Origin of the sequence: Pseudomonas sp. MF6755, from assembly GCF_016405635.1 — a bacterium.
Lineage (GTDB): Bacteria > Pseudomonadota > Gammaproteobacteria > Pseudomonadales > Pseudomonadaceae > Aquipseudomonas > Aquipseudomonas haemolytica.
In genome coordinates this window covers 58,838-72,922 of the sequence record NZ_JAEKDA010000010.1, presented here as the reverse complement: position 1 = coordinate 72,922, position 14,085 = coordinate 58,838, and the positions used below count along the sequence as shown (strand labels likewise).

Annotated in this window: 18 protein-coding genes; 6 read left to right on the top strand and 12 right to left on the bottom strand. The window is 62.6% G+C overall.

The window, feature by feature from the left end; genetic code table 11:
- Positions 1–63 precede the first annotated feature (63 nt).
- Complete coding sequence (locus tag JFT66_RS14920; protein ID WP_198859533.1) at positions 64–1,959, top strand: TonB-dependent receptor domain-containing protein; 1,896 nt, start codon at positions 64–66, stop codon at positions 1,957–1,959.
- Here JFT66_RS14920 and JFT66_RS14915 read toward each other — a convergent pair.
- The 11 genes from JFT66_RS14915 to nrdR form a co-directional block, all read right to left on the bottom strand.
- Entirely contained in the window at positions 1,956–2,738 is a 783-nt protein-coding gene (locus tag JFT66_RS14915) for a cobalamin-binding protein (RefSeq protein WP_198859532.1), read from the bottom strand. The two genes, JFT66_RS14920 and JFT66_RS14915, sit on opposite strands and share 4 nt — an antisense overlap.
- Positions 2,735–3,154, bottom strand: coding sequence for a nuclear fragile X mental retardation-interacting protein 1 (locus JFT66_RS14910; protein WP_034116018.1), 420 nt, complete (start codon positions 3,152–3,154; stop codon positions 2,735–2,737). The genes JFT66_RS14915 and JFT66_RS14910 overlap by 4 nt, the downstream gene beginning before the upstream one ends.
- Positions 3,151–3,768: a GTP cyclohydrolase II gene (ribA, locus tag JFT66_RS14905; RefSeq protein WP_162524966.1), complete on the bottom strand. Its 618-nt coding sequence runs from the start codon at positions 3,766–3,768 to the stop codon at positions 3,151–3,153. Before ribA ends, JFT66_RS14910 begins: the two co-directional genes overlap by 4 nt.
- A 129-nt stretch (positions 3,769–3,897) precedes the next feature.
- Entirely contained in the window at positions 3,898–4,623 is a 726-nt protein-coding gene (locus tag JFT66_RS14900) for a substrate-binding periplasmic protein (protein WP_153839492.1), read from the bottom strand.
- Between the two features lie 55 nt (positions 4,624–4,678).
- Positions 4,679–5,644, bottom strand: a complete 966-nt coding sequence (gene thiL / locus JFT66_RS14895; protein ID WP_198859531.1) for a thiamine-phosphate kinase — start codon at positions 5,642–5,644, stop codon at positions 4,679–4,681.
- 18 nt (positions 5,645–5,662) lie between these two features.
- Positions 5,663–6,163 carry a transcription antitermination factor NusB gene (gene nusB / locus JFT66_RS14890; protein WP_014720126.1) on the bottom strand — a complete coding sequence of 167 codons (501 nt, stop codon included), beginning with the start codon at positions 6,161–6,163 and terminating at the stop codon, positions 5,663–5,665.
- Positions 6,160–6,636 carry a 6,7-dimethyl-8-ribityllumazine synthase gene (ribH, locus tag JFT66_RS14885; RefSeq protein ID WP_003176356.1) on the bottom strand — a complete coding sequence of 159 codons (477 nt, stop codon included), beginning with the start codon at positions 6,634–6,636 and terminating at the stop codon, positions 6,160–6,162. The genes nusB and ribH overlap by 4 nt, the downstream gene beginning before the upstream one ends.
- 88 nt (positions 6,637–6,724) lie before the next feature.
- Positions 6,725–7,816, bottom strand: coding sequence for a bifunctional 3,4-dihydroxy-2-butanone-4-phosphate synthase/GTP cyclohydrolase II (gene ribBA, locus JFT66_RS14880; protein ID WP_034116023.1), 1,092 nt, complete (start codon positions 7,814–7,816; stop codon positions 6,725–6,727).
- Positions 7,817–7,831: 15 nt separating this feature from the next.
- Complete coding sequence (locus tag JFT66_RS14875) at positions 7,832–8,494, bottom strand: riboflavin synthase (protein WP_198859530.1); 663 nt, start codon at positions 8,492–8,494, stop codon at positions 7,832–7,834.
- Positions 8,495–8,542: 48 nt separating this feature from the next.
- Positions 8,543–9,679, bottom strand: a complete 1,137-nt coding sequence (gene ribD / locus JFT66_RS14870) for a bifunctional diaminohydroxyphosphoribosylaminopyrimidine deaminase/5-amino-6-(5-phosphoribosylamino)uracil reductase RibD (protein WP_034116024.1) — start codon at positions 9,677–9,679, stop codon at positions 8,543–8,545.
- Complete coding sequence (gene nrdR, locus JFT66_RS14865; RefSeq protein WP_034116025.1) at positions 9,676–10,140, bottom strand: transcriptional regulator NrdR; 465 nt, start codon at positions 10,138–10,140, stop codon at positions 9,676–9,678. Before nrdR ends, ribD begins: the two co-directional genes overlap by 4 nt.
- Positions 10,141–10,279: 139 nt before the next feature.
- On the opposite strand from nrdR, the gene JFT66_RS14860 reads away from it, so the two are divergent.
- Genes JFT66_RS14860 through trxA form a run of 3 tightly spaced genes read left to right on the top strand, consistent with a single transcriptional unit; the run spans position 10,280 to position 12,300 of the window.
- Entirely contained in the window at positions 10,280–10,735 is a 456-nt protein-coding gene (locus JFT66_RS14860; protein ID WP_034116026.1) for a YbaY family lipoprotein, read from the top strand.
- Positions 10,732–11,394 (top strand): class I SAM-dependent methyltransferase, encoded by a 663-nt coding sequence (locus tag JFT66_RS14855; RefSeq protein ID WP_034116027.1) that lies wholly within the window; start codon positions 10,732–10,734, stop codon positions 11,392–11,394. The genes JFT66_RS14860 and JFT66_RS14855 overlap by 4 nt, the downstream gene beginning before the upstream one ends.
- Before the next feature lie 33 nt (positions 11,395–11,427).
- Positions 11,428–12,300, top strand: coding sequence for a thioredoxin (trxA, locus tag JFT66_RS14850; RefSeq protein ID WP_153839496.1), 873 nt, complete (start codon positions 11,428–11,430; stop codon positions 12,298–12,300).
- On the opposite strand, the gene JFT66_RS14845 is transcribed toward trxA, so the two are convergent.
- Positions 12,297–12,638, bottom strand: a complete 342-nt coding sequence (locus JFT66_RS14845; protein WP_034116029.1) for a hypothetical protein — start codon at positions 12,636–12,638, stop codon at positions 12,297–12,299. The two genes, trxA and JFT66_RS14845, sit on opposite strands and share 4 nt — an antisense overlap.
- A 129-nt stretch (positions 12,639–12,767) precedes the next feature.
- Here JFT66_RS14845 and JFT66_RS14840 point away from each other — a divergent pair, with 129 nt between their 5' ends.
- On the top strand, positions 12,768–13,367 hold the full coding sequence (locus tag JFT66_RS14840) for a DUF2796 domain-containing protein (protein ID WP_153839497.1): 600 nt from the start codon (positions 12,768–12,770) through the stop codon (positions 13,365–13,367).
- A gap of 6 nt (positions 13,368–13,373) precedes the next feature.
- Positions 13,374–14,084 (top strand): ABC transporter ATP-binding protein, encoded by a 711-nt coding sequence (locus JFT66_RS14835; protein WP_198859529.1) that lies wholly within the window; start codon positions 13,374–13,376, stop codon positions 14,082–14,084.
- The last annotated feature ends 1 nt before the right edge of the window (position 14,085 follow it).

The following is a 14,085-nucleotide window of genomic DNA, read 5'->3' as shown; positions in this document are numbered from 1 at the left end:
CATTCGCGAGCAAGCCCGCTCCCACATTGGTTTTATGCCATCTTCAAATTCTATGGACAGCCCATGAATCGCCTTCGCTTCGCCTTGCCCTTCCTGCTGCTCCCCGCCGCTGATCTGCTGGCCGACAGCTTCGAGCGGGACGACGCGCTGAAGCTCTCCGACGTGGTCATCAGCGCCAACCGCCAAGTGCAGGCGCGTAACGACAGCAGCGCCGCCAACACCGTCTTCACCCGCGCCGACATCGACCGCCTGCAGCCCAGCAGCGTCACCGACCTGCTCAGCCGCGTGCCCGGTGTGCAAGTCGCGCCAACGGGTGGGCGTGGCAGTTTGCCGGGGATCTTCATTCGCGGCACAAAGTCGGCGCAAAGCCTGGTGCTGGTGGACGGGCAACGCATCGCCAATACCACTTCCGGCGACAGCGGCCTGCAGTACCTCAACGTCGATCAGATTGAACGGGTAGAGGTGTTACGCGGCTCACGCTCGGTGATTTACGGCAGCGATGCCATTGGCGGTGTGATCCAGGTGTTTACCCGACGCAACGCCGAGCAAGGCTTGCAGCCACGCCTGAGGCTGGGGTTTGGCAGCAACCAGACGTGGGAGCGCAGTCTGGGCCTGTCGGGCGGTGACGAACACACGCGCTTCAACCTGGGGGCAAGCCTGGATGAGACCGCCGGTATCAACTCGAGCCACGCGTCGTTCCCAAGCGACGGCGATCATGATGCCTATCGCAACCAGTCCATCAGCCTGAACCTCAGCCATTCCTTCAGCGATGAACTGGAAGTGGGTTTCAACCTGCTGGATAACCGCGGTAAGTCGGAATACGACAACAGTTTTGGCCGCTACGACGACGCCACCGGGAAAAGCGTCGGCCAGAAACCCTACACCGACTACACCGTGAGCAGCGCCAGCGGTTATGTCGATGCCAAGTTCAATGAAGTCTGGCAGTCGCGTCTGGAACTGGGTCACAGCGAAAACCGCGACACCAAGCGCGATACCCTTAGTGATGACTTCAGTGCGTTCAATACCTACCGCGATTCGGTCAACTGGCAAAACGACCTGACCCTGAATGAGCAGAACAGCCTGATCGTCGGTGGCGACTGGTATGAAGACCGCTTCCATGGTTCCACCACCTTTACCGAGAACAGTCGCTGGAACCGCGCGGCCTTTGTGCAGCATCGCTTCCACGGCGAATGGTTTTCCACCGAGCTGGGCCTGCGGCGTGACCAGAACCAGCAGTTTGGCGGACAGAACAGCTGGAGCGGCACCCTGACGCTGCCGGTCAACCCGGACAATGACCTGCTGCTGAGTTACAGCGAGGGCTTCCGCGCCCCGACGTTCAATGACCTGTATTACCCGGACGAATATGGCTTCAAGAACAGCAACCCAAACCTGAAGCCCGAAACCTCGAAAAGCTACGAAGTGCAATGGCGTAGCCAACTCAGCGACACCAGCCGTCTGGAAGCTTCGCTATACCGCACCGACATCCAGGATGCGATCGTGTTCGGCAGCGACGGCCCGCAAAACGTCAGCTCAGCGCACATCAACGGCTTCGAAGCCGCGCTCAAGCAAGAGCTGTTCGGCTGGCAAGGCAACCTGGGGCTGGCAATAATTGATCCACGAGACCGCGACTCCGGACGTACGTTGGCGCGTCGCGCCAGGCGCACCGTGAGCCTGGACCTGGATCGCCAATTCGACCAATTCGGCGTCGGCGCCAGCTGGCAAGCGGTCAGCAGCAGCTACGACGACGCGAAGAACCAGCAACCGTTGGCTGGCTATGGATTGCTCGGGCTGCGCGCCAGTTGGACGCTGAACCGTGAAGTCACGCTGAACATGAAGCTCGATAACCTGCTGGACAAAGCCTACAGCCGGGCGCTGTATCAGTACCAAGGCCAGCAATATGGCTATCGGGAAGAAGGCCGGGCGCTGATGCTTGGCGTGACCTGGACGCCGGACCTCTAGCGGGGCGCGATCACCTCACACAATCGGGCTACGGCTTCCAGCATCTGCCCGCTGGGCCGCTCCAGGCCTTTATCCGGCACCAGTCGCACCCGCTCAGCCATCGTCGGCCAGACCTTCCAGGCCTCCTTCTGCACCTGATCGCCCACTAGAATCATCTCGGGATCACGCTGCAACACCGACTCGATGCTCACCTGCGGCGCTGGCAGCTTGAGGTCATCGAATACATTACGCGCGCCGCAAACACTTAGCGCATCGCTGATGATCTGCCCACCACCCACCGTGTACAGCGGCTGGTTCCACACCTGGTAAAACACCCGCAACGGCTCGCCACGCTGATAGCGTTGGCGCAACTCGGCCAGACGCTCGCGTAGCTGTGCGGCGAGCTGACGGCCTGCGTCAGCGCGGCCCAGTTGCTCGGCAATGGCCTGGACTTGGGTGGTCAGTTGTTCAAGGCTATGGGGCTCGGCGACGTACACCGGGATATTCAGGCGCTGCAGCTGCTCGCGCTGGGCTGGGCCAACGCTGCCGGGCCACAGCAGGATCAAATCGGGCTTGAGGCTGAGCAGGCGCTCCATGTCCAATTGGCCGTAATGTCCGACCGACGGCAGCTTTGCCAGTGCTGGCGGCCGTTCGCCGCCATCGAGCACGCCCACCAGCAGGTCGGCGGCGCCCAGCTCAGCGACGATTTCAGACAGCGACGGCGCCAGGCTGACGACGCGCTCGACCGCCAACACCTGGGTGCTGAATACCAGCAGCAGCGCCAGCCAGTAGCGGCTCATCCCAACTGACGCGGAATGCGATAGAGGTAGAACAGCACTAGCGTCGACAGTGCCAGCAGAAACAACGGCACTGCCTCCAGGCCGACGAACACCGCCAGTGCGCCGATCCAGGCCGGCAGCGCGGCCACCAGCAAGGCTGTGCGCCGACGCGCCGCAAGGGTGATCCAGGCAGCCGGTTCTTCTGCGGTATCAAGGGCTTTGGAGGTGGCGATCAGCGCGTGTTTATAGCCATGGAAATAACGCAGGCTGAGAAACATCGAGGCCACGCCGGCGATGAAGAACGGCATGGCCAGTACCGGCAGCAAGGAATCAGCGCGACCAAACAGCAGGTTGATCACGAACAGGGGCAGCAATGCCAGGGCCAGGTACTGCCACCAGTTGAAGGACAGTCGCCGTTTCACCTGGCCTCGGGTCACGCGCGGTCGACCTCGCCCTGGTGCTCGTTGCCCATCATGTGGTCGAGCTTGCTGGCTTTGGTGGCCAGGTAGAGTTTGTTGTGCGGGTTGTGCCCGGTGTGCAGCGGCACGCGCTCGGCCACGGTGATGCCCATCTCGGTCAAGGCTTTGACCTTGCGCGGGTTGTTGGTCATCAGCCGCAGGGATTTCACGCCCAGGTGCTCGAGCATCGGCAGGCAGATGGCGTAGTCGCGCTGGTCGGCGGCAAAACCCAGGCGCTCGTTGGCTTCCACGGTGTCGGCGCCGCCATCTTGTAGTTCGTAGGCGCGGATCTTGTTCAGCAGGCCAATGCCACGGCCTTCCTGACGCAAGTACAACAACACGCCACGGCCTTCACGGGCGATGGCGCGCATGGCGGCTTCCAGTTGCGAGCCGCAGTCGCAGCGCTGGCTGAACAGCGCATCGCCGGTCAGGCATTCGGAATGCACACGCCCCAGTACCGGCGCGCCATCCGTGATGTCGCCCAGGCTGAGCACAACGTGCTCGCGCCCGGTGGCTTCTTCGAGAAAGCCATTCATGGTGAACGTGGCAAAAGGGGTAGGCAGCTTGGAAGCGGCGACGAAAACGACGGGCACCGTGTGCTCCTGATTTCAGATTTCACAGAGGCGGCCATTGTAACAGCAGGTTCCTACAGACGCTTAAGCTGAATTATCGCTGATAAAGATCAATAGGTTCGATTGGCCTTCGAGACAGTTCTATGGGCGTCAGAACGGATACGGCTGTTTCCAGTGCTCGAAAATCGGCTTGAGTTCGCCAGTCTTTACCAGAAGGGTCAAACGCTGGTCATACACCCCCATCAATGCCCGCCCACGCTCGGTGTCGGCAAAGCCGATGTAGAGCGGCAGTTCGGCGATATGCGTAAGTTTGAATAGCGCCGGGTCTTGAGACTGACTGAGCACGTACTTGGCCTCGGTGAGGGCGTCGATATAGAAATCGGCGCGACCGTGTTCCAACATCGGCAGGATACCGTTGCGCCGCTCGATCGGGTTGAAGCGGCGCACGCTGGGCAGGTATTCCTCGTACTTGTAGCCGCGTACCCAGGCCAGACGGTAGTTGCCCAGCGTCGCCAGCGTCGGCGTGGGCGCAGTTGCCAGCCCGAGGGCGTAGATATGATCGGAGTCGAAGTTCCAGTGCGGGTACAACACGCCACTGGCCTCGTCGCGATAGGAACCGACCCAACCATCCACCTCGCCACGCTGGGCCAGGCCGACCGAGCGGGTATAGGGCACGCTGCGGGTTTGCACGGTGATGCCCGCCGGCTCGAAGATCTGGCGCAACAGGTCCCACGCCAGGCCGCTGCCATCCTTGTTGGTGTAGTCGTTCCACTGCTCACTGGCCAGCACGATCTTGCCCGGTACGGGCACCTCGCCCGCCTGGACCAAGGGGGCGAAGGCACACAGCACGATCAGCAGCCAGCGGCGTAAAGCCATGGTGACGGCCTCCTACTCGGGAATAAACGTATAAAGGGTAGCGCAGGCCGCCGGCTTACGGCGCCTGGCGAAAATGCTGATAGCCGCGCACGGCCGGAGTGATGTCCTGGCCGCTGCTGTCGAGCAGCGTCACGCCCTGCCCGGCCTCGACCCGGCCGATCACATGCACCGGCCAGCCATCCGCCTGCAACGTCGCCAGCTGGGACGCCGGCAAGGTGAACACCAGCACGTAGTCATCGCCACCGCTCAACGCCGCCACACGGGCCTGGTCTTCACCGACAAACGCCAGCAAGGCTGTGGACAACGGCAACCTGTGACGTTCGACCACCAGGCTGACCGCCGATGCCTTGGCGATATGCCCACAATCGGCCAAGAGGCCGTCGGAGATATCCATCGCCGCAGTCGCCTTGCCCCGCAGCGCCAGCCCCAGGGCCAACTGCGGTTGCGGCGACCAGTAATGGGCGAGCAGCGGCTCGGCGATTGCCGCGTCCGCCGTGCGTTGGCCCAATACCAAGGGCAAAGCGCCGGCCGCATTGCCCAGCTCACCGCCGACACACAGCAGGTCACCCGGCCGGGCACCGCTGCGCGTCAATGCCAGCCCGGCCGGCACCCGGCCAAACACGGTCAGGGTCAGGCTCAGCGGCCCACGGGTGGTATCGCCGCCCACCAAGCTCACGCCGCAGCTTTGCGCCATGGCGTTCAAACCCTGGGCATAGCGTTGCAGCCAATCGGCATCGACGGTCGGTGTGGTCAAGGCGAGGGTAAAAGCGAGAGGGTGGGCGCCCATGGCAGCCAGGTCGCTCACCGCCACAGCCAGCGAGCGCTGGCCGAGCAGGAACGGGTCACACGGATCGGCAAAGTGCACGCCGGCCACTAACGTATCGGTAGATACAGCCAGCTGCTCCCCGGCGGGCAGCGCCAGCAAGGCGCAGTCGTCGCCGATCCCCAGGGCAATGCCTTCGCCGCCCTGCGCACAGGGCGCGGCGGCGAAGAACTTGCGGATCAGCTCGAACTCGCCCATGCGGGACTCAAGCGCAGGTTAGCGCTTGTGTTCCTTCACTTCGGCTTCACGCAGGCGCGGGGCCAGCTTGTCGAGCACGCCGTTGACGAACTTGTGGCCGTCGGTCGAACCGTAGACTTTCGCCAGCTCGATACCTTCGTTGATCACCACACGGTACGGCACGTCAACGCGCTTGAGCAGCTCCCAGGTGGACAGGCGCATCACGCACAGCTCAACCGGGTCCAGCTCTTCGATGGTCAGGTCCAGGCATGGTGCCAGTGCCGTGTCGATCTCGGTCAGGTTGGCATGCACACCGTGCAGGATGTCGTGGAAGTAGCTCTGGTCGGCGAAGGTGAAGTCGTTATCGACGCGGAACTGTGCCTCGATTTCGTTCAGCGAAGCGCCCGCCAGGTGACGCTGGTACAGCGCCTGGGTCGCGAGCTGACGCGCTTTACGACGCTTCTCGCTTTTGGATGGCTTGCCGGCATCAGCAGGACGCGGATCCTGAGGGTTGAACTGATCGCTCTCGTCGGAAATCACTTGGCCTCCAACTGCGACAGCAGGCTGACCATTTCCAGGGCGGACAAGGCAGCTTCAGCGCCTTTGTTACCGGCCTTGGTGCCGGAACGCTCGATGGCTTGCTCGATGGAATCAACGGTCAGTACGCCGAAAGCAACCGGCACGCCGAACTCCATGGACACCTGGGCCAGGCCCTTGGTGCATTCGCCAGCCACGTATTCGAAGTGCGGAGTACCGCCACGAATGACCGCGCCCAGGGCGATGATCGCCGCGTATTCACCCTGCTGAGCAACTTTTTGCGCAACCAGTGGAATTTCGAAGGCGCCAGGGGCACGGATAATGGTGATGTCGCTCTCGCTCACACCGTGGCGAACCAGGGCGTCAACGGCACCGCTTACCAGGCTTTCAACCACGAAGCTGTTGAAGCGGCCAACTACCAGGGCATAGCGGCCTTTGGGGGCGATGAAGGTACCTTCGATGGTCTTCAGGGTCATTCGACAAATCTCTTAAAGAGCCGGGACGCGAAAAGTGCGTCCCTCAGTGATGATTTAACCGCGAACAAGGGGCAAAAATCGCCAGCCTTTATTCGGAGGGCACGTATTCTACAACTTCCAGGTCGAAACCGGATATCGCATTAAATTTCATCGGTGCGCTCATCAGGCGCATTTTGCGTACACCGAGGTCACGCAGGATCTGCGAACCGGCACCGACGATGCTGTAGGTAGTCGGTTTTTTCGCCGGCACGGCGTCAGCGGTTTCGCGGATATGCGCCAACAATACATCGCCGTCCAAAGGGTGACCGAGCAACAGCACCACACCGCTGCCGGCCTCGGAGACCGCAGCCATAGCGGCGCGCAGGCTCCAGCGGCCCGGCTGTTTGACCATCAACAGGTCGCGCAATGGGTCCATGTTGTGCACCCGCACCAGGGTCGGTTCTTCCGCGCAAATGTTGCCCAGGGTCAGGGCCATGTGCACGTCGCCCTCCACTGAATCACGGTAGGTCACCAAATTGAATTGGCCCAGTTCGCTGTCCAGCGGCTGCTCGGCAATCCGCTGAACGGTACGTTCGTGGATCATGCGGTAGTGAATCAGGTCGGCAATGGTGCCGATCTTGAGGTTGTGCTCGGCGGCAAAGGCTTCAAGTTCAGTACGACGGGCCATGGTGCCGTCGTCGTTCATCACTTCGCAGATCACCCCGCTTGGCTCGAAACCGGCCATGCGCGCCAGGTCGCAGGCGGCTTCGGTGTGGCCAGCGCGGGCCAGGGTGCCGCCCGGTTGGGCCATCAGCGGAAAGATGTGGCCTGGGCTGACGATGTCTTCAGCCTTGGCGTCTTTCGCAGCAGCGGCTTGCACGGTGCGGGCGCGATCAGCGGCGGAGATGCCGGTGGTGACGCCCGTAGTGGCTTCAATCGAAACGGTGAACTTGGTGCCAAACCCCGAGCCATTGCGCGGCGCCATCAACGGCAGCTTGAGCAATTCGCAGCGTTCGCGACTCATGGGCATGCAGATCAGCCCGCGAGCGTGCTTGGCCATGAAGTTGATGTGCTCAGGCTTGCACGCCTCGGCGGCCATGATGATATCGCCTTCGTTCTCGCGATCTTCGTCATCCATAAGGATGACCATCTTGCCTTGGCGGATGTCTTCAACCAGTTCTTCGATGCTATTGAGCGCCACGCGGCACCCCCTTGGTCAGGATTTCAGGTAGCCGTTAGCGGCCAGAAAACTTTCGGTGATGTTCCCAGATGCAGGCTCTGCGGCCTTGTCGCCCATAAGCAGGCGCTCCAGGTAACGGGCAAGCAAGTCCACTTCCAGGTTCACCCGGCGACCCGGCTGGTACAAGGCCATGATGGTTTCGCTGAGGGTGTGGGGAATGATGGTCAGTTCAAATTCGGCGCCATTCACGGCGTTCACGGTCAGGCTGGTGCCATCGACGGTGATCGAGCCTTTGTGGGCGATGTACTTGGCCAGCTCTTTCGGCGCGCGGATGCGAAACTCAACAGCGCGGGCATTTTCGCTGCGGGCCACCACTTCGCCGACACCGTCGACATGGCCGCTGACCAAGTGACCACCCAGACGGATGGTAGGCGTCAGGGCTTTTTCCAGGTTGACCGGGCTGCCGGCTTTGAGGTCGTTCATCGCGGTGCAGTCCAGGGTTTCTCGGCTGACATCGGCGGCAAAGCCGTTTCCCGGCAACTCGATGACGGTCAGGCACACGCCGCTGACGGCGATGCTGTCGCCCAGCTTGACGTCGCCGAGGTCCAGCTTGCCGGTTTCAACCAGCAGGCGGACATCGCCGCCTTTGGGGGTCATTGCACGGATGCTGCCGATGGATTCGATAATGCCGGTGAACATTTCGTTCTCCTGAAAACGAGGGGCTGACGCTCAAGCGCAGGCCGGGAATTATACGCTCGCTGCCGGGACGGGAATGGCAGTGACTCGCCAGTCGTCGCCTACAGCGCGCATTTCAGTGATCTTGAGTTGGGGGGCATCGGCGAGCTTCTCGAGCGGCCAGTCCAGTAAAGGCCGGGCGGCAGAGCCGAGGAACTTGCCGGCGATGAATATCACGTACTCATCCACCAGGCCTTGTTGGGCAAATGCACCCGCCAGGCTTGGGCCGGCCTCCACCAATACGTCGTTGACGCCACGGGCCGCGAGGGCGACCAGCGCCGAGCGCAAGTCAACCTGGCCTTCCACGCCCGGTACCACCAGGCACTCGGGGCCACGGGGGTACTGGTTTTGCGCGGTGACGCAGGTGATGACCAATGCCGGGCCAGCCTTGAAAAACGGAGCATTGAGCGGCACCCGCAAACGACCGTCGATCAGCACACGCAGCGGTGGGCGTGACATGGCCAGGGCAGTGGTTGCTTCATCCAGGCCCAGTTCGGCGGCGCGTACGGTCAGGCGGGCACCATCGGCCAATACCGTGTCGGCACCGGTCAGCACCACACTGGCCTGGGCGCGCAGGCGTTGTACCGCAGCGCGGGCAGCGGGGCCGGTGATCCATTGGCTTTCGCCACTGGCCATCGCCGTGCGGCCGTCCAGGCTCATCGCCAACTTGACCCGCACAAACGGCAGGCCGTGTTCCATGCGCTTGAGGAAACCGGGGTTAAGCGCCCGCGCCTCAGCTTCCAGCACACCGCTGCGCACCTCGATACCGGCCTGGGCCAGGCGCTGCATGCCGCGCCCGGCCACTTCCGGGTTGGGGTCCTGCATGCCTGCGACAACCCGCGCCACGCCGGCCGTCACCAGTGCATCGGCGCAAGGCGGCGTACGGCCATGATGGCTGCACGGTTCAAGAGTGACGTACACCGTCGCGCCCCGGGCCTTGTCGCCAGCGGCGCGCAAGGCGTTCGGCTCGGCATGGGGCTCGCCGGTGCGCTCATGCCAGCCTTCGCCGACAATCTGCCCGTCACGCACAATCACGCAGCCAACCCGCGGGTTGGGGTGGGTGGTGTACAGACCCTTGCGCGCCAATTCGAGGGCGCGGGCCATGTAATGGGCGTCGAGGACCGCCTGTTCAGCGCTAGGTGGGTTCATTTTTTCACCGGCTCACGGGCCAGGCGGTCGATCTCTTCGCGGAACTCATTGAGGTCCTGGAAGCGTCGATACACCGAGGCAAAACGGATATAGGCGACTTCGTCGAGCTTTTGCAGCTCGCCCATCACCAGCTCACCGACGACCAGGCTCTTGACCTCGCGCTCGCCGGTCGCCCGCAGCTGGTGCTTGATATGCGCCAGCGCCGCTTCCAGGCGCTCGACACTCACCGGGCGTTTTTCCAGGGCGCGCTGCATACCGGCGCGCAGTTTTTCTTCGTCGAAAGGCTGGCGGCTGCCGTCGGACTTGATCAGACGGGGCAGTACCAGTTCGGCGGTTTCGAAGGTGGTGAAACGTTCACCACAGGCCAGGCATTCGCGCCGGCGACGCACTTGATCGCCCTCGGCGACCAGACGCGAGTCAATGACCTTGGTGTCGTTGGCACCGCAGAAGGGACAGTGCATGGTTGGCAGGCAACAAAAAATGGGAGGGCCATGGTAGCGCATCCCCGTGGCAAGACAAGCCATAGCCTTTACGGTATATAGGCAGGCTTATATGTTTCATATTTTTAAGCCACGGATTTTGTCCTTTCTGGAGCCGTACATGCAGTTACGACCACTCGTTGTGCTCACCCTGTTCAGTTTTCTGGTCGCCTGCAGCAGCGAGGCCCCCAAGCCGGCCGCGCCTCAACCGACACCCGCGCAAGAGAAAAAAGTCCCAGGCATTGAAGACCTCGGCCCCCTGCCCGCCTTTCAACGGGAAATCAGCGGCAGCCTGACCAACGTGCCCGCTGGCGCCGAAGTCGAAATGGCGCTGCTGGTGATCGACGACCGCTCGCGCCCGCAACAACTGCTCGCCAGCAGTGTGCTGAGCGGCAACGGCAAGCCCCTGGCCTTCCGCCTGCGTTTCAACCCTGAAGCCTTCCCGGCCGGTGCACGGGTTGAACTGCGCGGTCGCGCCAGCCAGTCCGGCCAGTTGATCCTGCACCTGCCCGCCGTGCGCGTTACCCAAGCGATCACCCAGAGCACTGGCCCCCTGCAACTCGTCAAGGCGCCATGACGCCACCGCTGGGCCTGCAACGTGCCCTGAGCGAGCTGATCGGCGACGCGCAATTGGTGCCCAGCCCGCTGCCGGGCACCGAATTGTCCCTGTGGCTGCTCGACGCCGATAATATGGACCGTGCCTTCAGCCAGGAAGAAACCCGGCGCATCCTGCATGAGCCGCCCTACTGGAGTTTTTGCTGGGCCAGCGGCCTGGCGTTGGCGCGCTACCTGGCGGCGCATCCCGAGTGGGTCGCCGGCAAACGCGTACTGGATTTCGGCGCCGGTTCCGGCGTGGCCGGGATTGCCGCGGTAAAAGCGGGCGCCCTGGAAGTGGTGGCCTGTGACCTGGACCCGCTGGCCCTGGAGTCTTGCCGTGCGAACGCCGAACTCAACGCGGTGGAGCTTGGCTACTCAGAGGACTTCTTCGCCGAAGCCGACCGCTTCGACCTGATCCTGGTGGCCGACGTGCTCTACGACCGCGCCAACCTGCCACTGCTGGATCAATTCCTCACCCGTGGCCGCGAAGCACTGGTGGCGGATTCGCGAGTGCGGGATTTCCAGCACCCGCATTATCAACGCCTGGAGATACTGGACGCACTGACCCTGCCGGACTTGGCCGAGCCTTGGGAGTTTCGCAAGGTGAGCCTGTACCATTCGCGGCGCCAGACCTTATAGTTGCCCCCATTCCCGCTTTATTCGAGACGCCCCATGAGTGAGCCCACGCCGTACATCTTCGATGTCACCACCGCCAACTTCGACCAGGCAGTCATCCAGAACTCCTTCGAAAAGCCTGTACTGGTCGATTTCTGGGCCGAGTGGTGCGCGCCGTGCAAGGCGCTGATGCCGATGCTGGCGCAGATTGCCGAGAGTTATCAGGGCGAGTTGCTGTTGGCCAAGGTCGATTGCGAGGCCGAACAGGACATCGTGGCGCGTTTTGGCATTCAGAGCCTGCCGACGGTGGTGCTGTTCAAGGATGGCCAGCCAGTGGACGGGTTTGCCGGGGCACAACCGGAGTCGGCGGTGCGGGCGATGCTCGAGCCCCATGTGCAGATGCCGCCACCGGCTGCGGCAGACCCGCTGGAACAGGCCCAGGCGTTGTTCAGCGAAGGGCGTATCAGCGAAGCCGAAGCGCTGTTGGTGGCGCTATTGGGCGAGGACAATACCAACGCCGCAGCCCTGATCCTGTACGCACGCTGCCTGGCTGAGCGCGGTGAGTTGGGTGAAGCCCAGGCCGTGCTCGACGCGGTGAAGGGCGACGACCACAAGGCCGCCCTGGCCGGGGCCAAGGCGCAAATCACCTTCCTGCGCCAGGCTGCGGATTTGCCGGACGCCGCTGAGCTGAAAAGTCGCCTGGCGCAAAACCCGCAGGACGACGAAGCGGCCTATCAGTTGGCGATCCAGCAACTGGCGCGCCAGCAATACGACGCGGCATTGGAAGGTTTGCTCAAGTTGTTTATCCGCAACCGCAGCTACAACGAGGGCTTGCCCCACAAGACCTTGCTACAGGTATTCGAACTGCTGGGCAATGATCACCCGCTGGTTACGGTGTACCGCCGCAAGTTGTTTGCTGCGCTGTACTAATCACCGATCCAACTGTACAGCGGCGTATCCCCGCCGCTGCTCACCTTCACCTTGGCGCTATGACGCAAGCGCACCAACAGGCGCTTGCCCGCCCCGGCATCGCCGGCCAACCCTTCCAGTTGATCGAGCAATTCCAGGCCATTGAGTTGCCCGGCCTTGCGCAGCAAATCCTGGGCGTTCTGCCACAGGTCCTCGCTCTGTTTCACCGGCGCCACGGTTGGCGCGCTTGGCGTTGGGGCTGCTTGTAGTTGTGCGCCCAGCCGTGCCCAATCGCCGTCGTCCAGCTCCAGGGTCAAGTCCACCGGCAGGTCGCCGATGGTTCCACGAATTCGCAACATCGTCCTTACTCCTGCATTTTTCTGACGGGCATGCTCCCATGCAGCTTGCGCAACACCAAGCGGGCGGTCAAACTCTCGAGATTATTGTTATAAGATCACATAACAAAACTTTCATCCTGGAGCTCTCTCATGCGCCGTTTGCTGCTCGCTTTGCCGTTTGCCCTGCTGCCACTGGCTGTCGCTCATGCTCACGAAGACCATGACCACGAGCACGGCAGCCTCGGCGCCCATGAACACGGTGTCGGCCGCGTCAATGCCGTACTGGACGGCCAAGCCCTGGAGCTGGAGCTGGAAAGCCCGGCCATGAACCTGGTGGGTTTCGAGCATGTGGCCACCAGCGCTGCGGACAAAGCCAAGGTCGCCGCCGCGCGCAAACAGCTTGAAAACCCACTGGCCCTGTTCAACCTGCCCAAGGCCGCCGGTTGCGTGGTCAGCAGCCAGGCGCTCAACAGCCCGCTGTTTGGCGACAAACCGCAGGCCGATCATGACGAAGACGACCACGCCACCGATGGCAAAGGCGCTGCCGCCCACGAACACCATCACGACCATAGCGAGATCCACGCCCACTACCAGTTCACTTGCGCCACGCCGACAGCCCTGGGCAACCTCGATCTGAGCCAAGTGTTCAAGACCTTCCCAGCTACCCAGAAAATTCAGGTACAACTGATCGGCCCAAGCGGCCAGCAAGGTGTTGACGCAACGGCCACCGCAGCCACCCTGAAGTTCTGAGTTCACATGACCCACGCATTGATCGAACTGTCCGACCTGGGCTTCAACTGGCCAGGCCACCCGCAGTTGCTGGACATCCCCACGTTCCGTCTGGAGCCCGGGGAAACCCTGTTCCTCAAGGGCCCGAGCGGCAGTGGCAAGACCACGCTGCTGGGGCTGTTGGGGGGTGTGCAGAAACCCAGCCAAGGCAGCATCCGCCTGCTCGGCCAGGAGTTGACCGAACTCTCGGCCGGCGCCCGTGATCGTTTCCGTGTCGACCACACGGGCTACATCTTCCAGCAGTTCAACCTGCTGCCGTTCCTGTCGGTGCGCGAAAACGTCGAGTTGCCCTGCCACTTTTCCAAGCTGCGCGCACAGCGGGCCAAGCATCGCCATGGCAGTGTCGACCAGGCAGCCGCGACCTTGCTCGCGCACCTGGGCTTGCAGGACAAGAACTTGCTGGAGCGCCGCGCCGACTCGCTGTCCATCGGCCAGCAACAACGGGTGGCCGCTGCCCGTGCGTTGATCGGCCAACCGGAGCTGGTAATCGCTGACGAACCCACGTCAGCCCTGGACTACGACGCCCGCGAAGCGTTCATCCAGCTACTGTTCGCTGAATGCCGCGACGCTGGCGCCAGCCTGTTGTTTGTCAGCCATGACCAGAGCCTGGCGTCGCTGTTCGACCGCAACCTGTCGCTGGCCGAACTCAATCGCGCCGCCACGCCCGCAGAGGTTTGAG

Bases quoted from the DNA above. Each gene is read 5' to 3' on its own strand.
- trxA (WP_153839496.1), top strand. From the start codon at position 11,428: ATGAGTGAGCCCACGCCGTACATCTTCGATGTCACCACCGCCAACTTC.
- JFT66_RS14845 (WP_034116029.1), bottom strand. From the start codon at position 12,638: ATGTTGCGAATTCGTGGAACCATCGGCGACCTGCCGGTGGACTTGACC.
- JFT66_RS14860 (WP_034116026.1), top strand. From the start codon at position 10,280: ATGCAGTTACGACCACTCGTTGTGCTCACCCTGTTCAGTTTTCTGGTC.
- JFT66_RS14835 (WP_198859529.1), top strand. From the start codon at position 13,374: ATGACCCACGCATTGATCGAACTGTCCGACCTGGGCTTCAACTGGCCA.
- JFT66_RS14855 (WP_034116027.1), top strand. From the start codon at position 10,732: ATGACGCCACCGCTGGGCCTGCAACGTGCCCTGAGCGAGCTGATCGGC.
- nrdR (WP_034116025.1), bottom strand. From the start codon at position 10,140: ATGCACTGTCCCTTCTGCGGTGCCAACGACACCAAGGTCATTGACTCG.
- ribH (WP_003176356.1), bottom strand. From the start codon at position 6,636: ATGACCCTGAAGACCATCGAAGGTACCTTCATCGCCCCCAAAGGCCGC.
- JFT66_RS14875 (WP_198859530.1), bottom strand. From the start codon at position 8,494: ATGTTCACCGGCATTATCGAATCCATCGGCAGCATCCGTGCAATGACC.
- JFT66_RS14915 (WP_198859532.1), bottom strand. From the start codon at position 2,738: ATGAGCCGCTACTGGCTGGCGCTGCTGCTGGTATTCAGCACCCAGGTG.
- thiL (WP_198859531.1), bottom strand. From the start codon at position 5,644: ATGGGCGAGTTCGAGCTGATCCGCAAGTTCTTCGCCGCCGCGCCCTGT.
- JFT66_RS14920 (WP_198859533.1), top strand. From the start codon at position 64: ATGAATCGCCTTCGCTTCGCCTTGCCCTTCCTGCTGCTCCCCGCCGCT.
- ribD (WP_034116024.1), bottom strand. From the start codon at position 9,679: ATGAACCCACCTAGCGCTGAACAGGCGGTCCTCGACGCCCATTACATG.
- JFT66_RS14840 (WP_153839497.1), top strand. From the start codon at position 12,768: ATGCGCCGTTTGCTGCTCGCTTTGCCGTTTGCCCTGCTGCCACTGGCT.
- JFT66_RS14900 (WP_153839492.1), bottom strand. From the start codon at position 4,623: ATGGCTTTACGCCGCTGGCTGCTGATCGTGCTGTGTGCCTTCGCCCCC.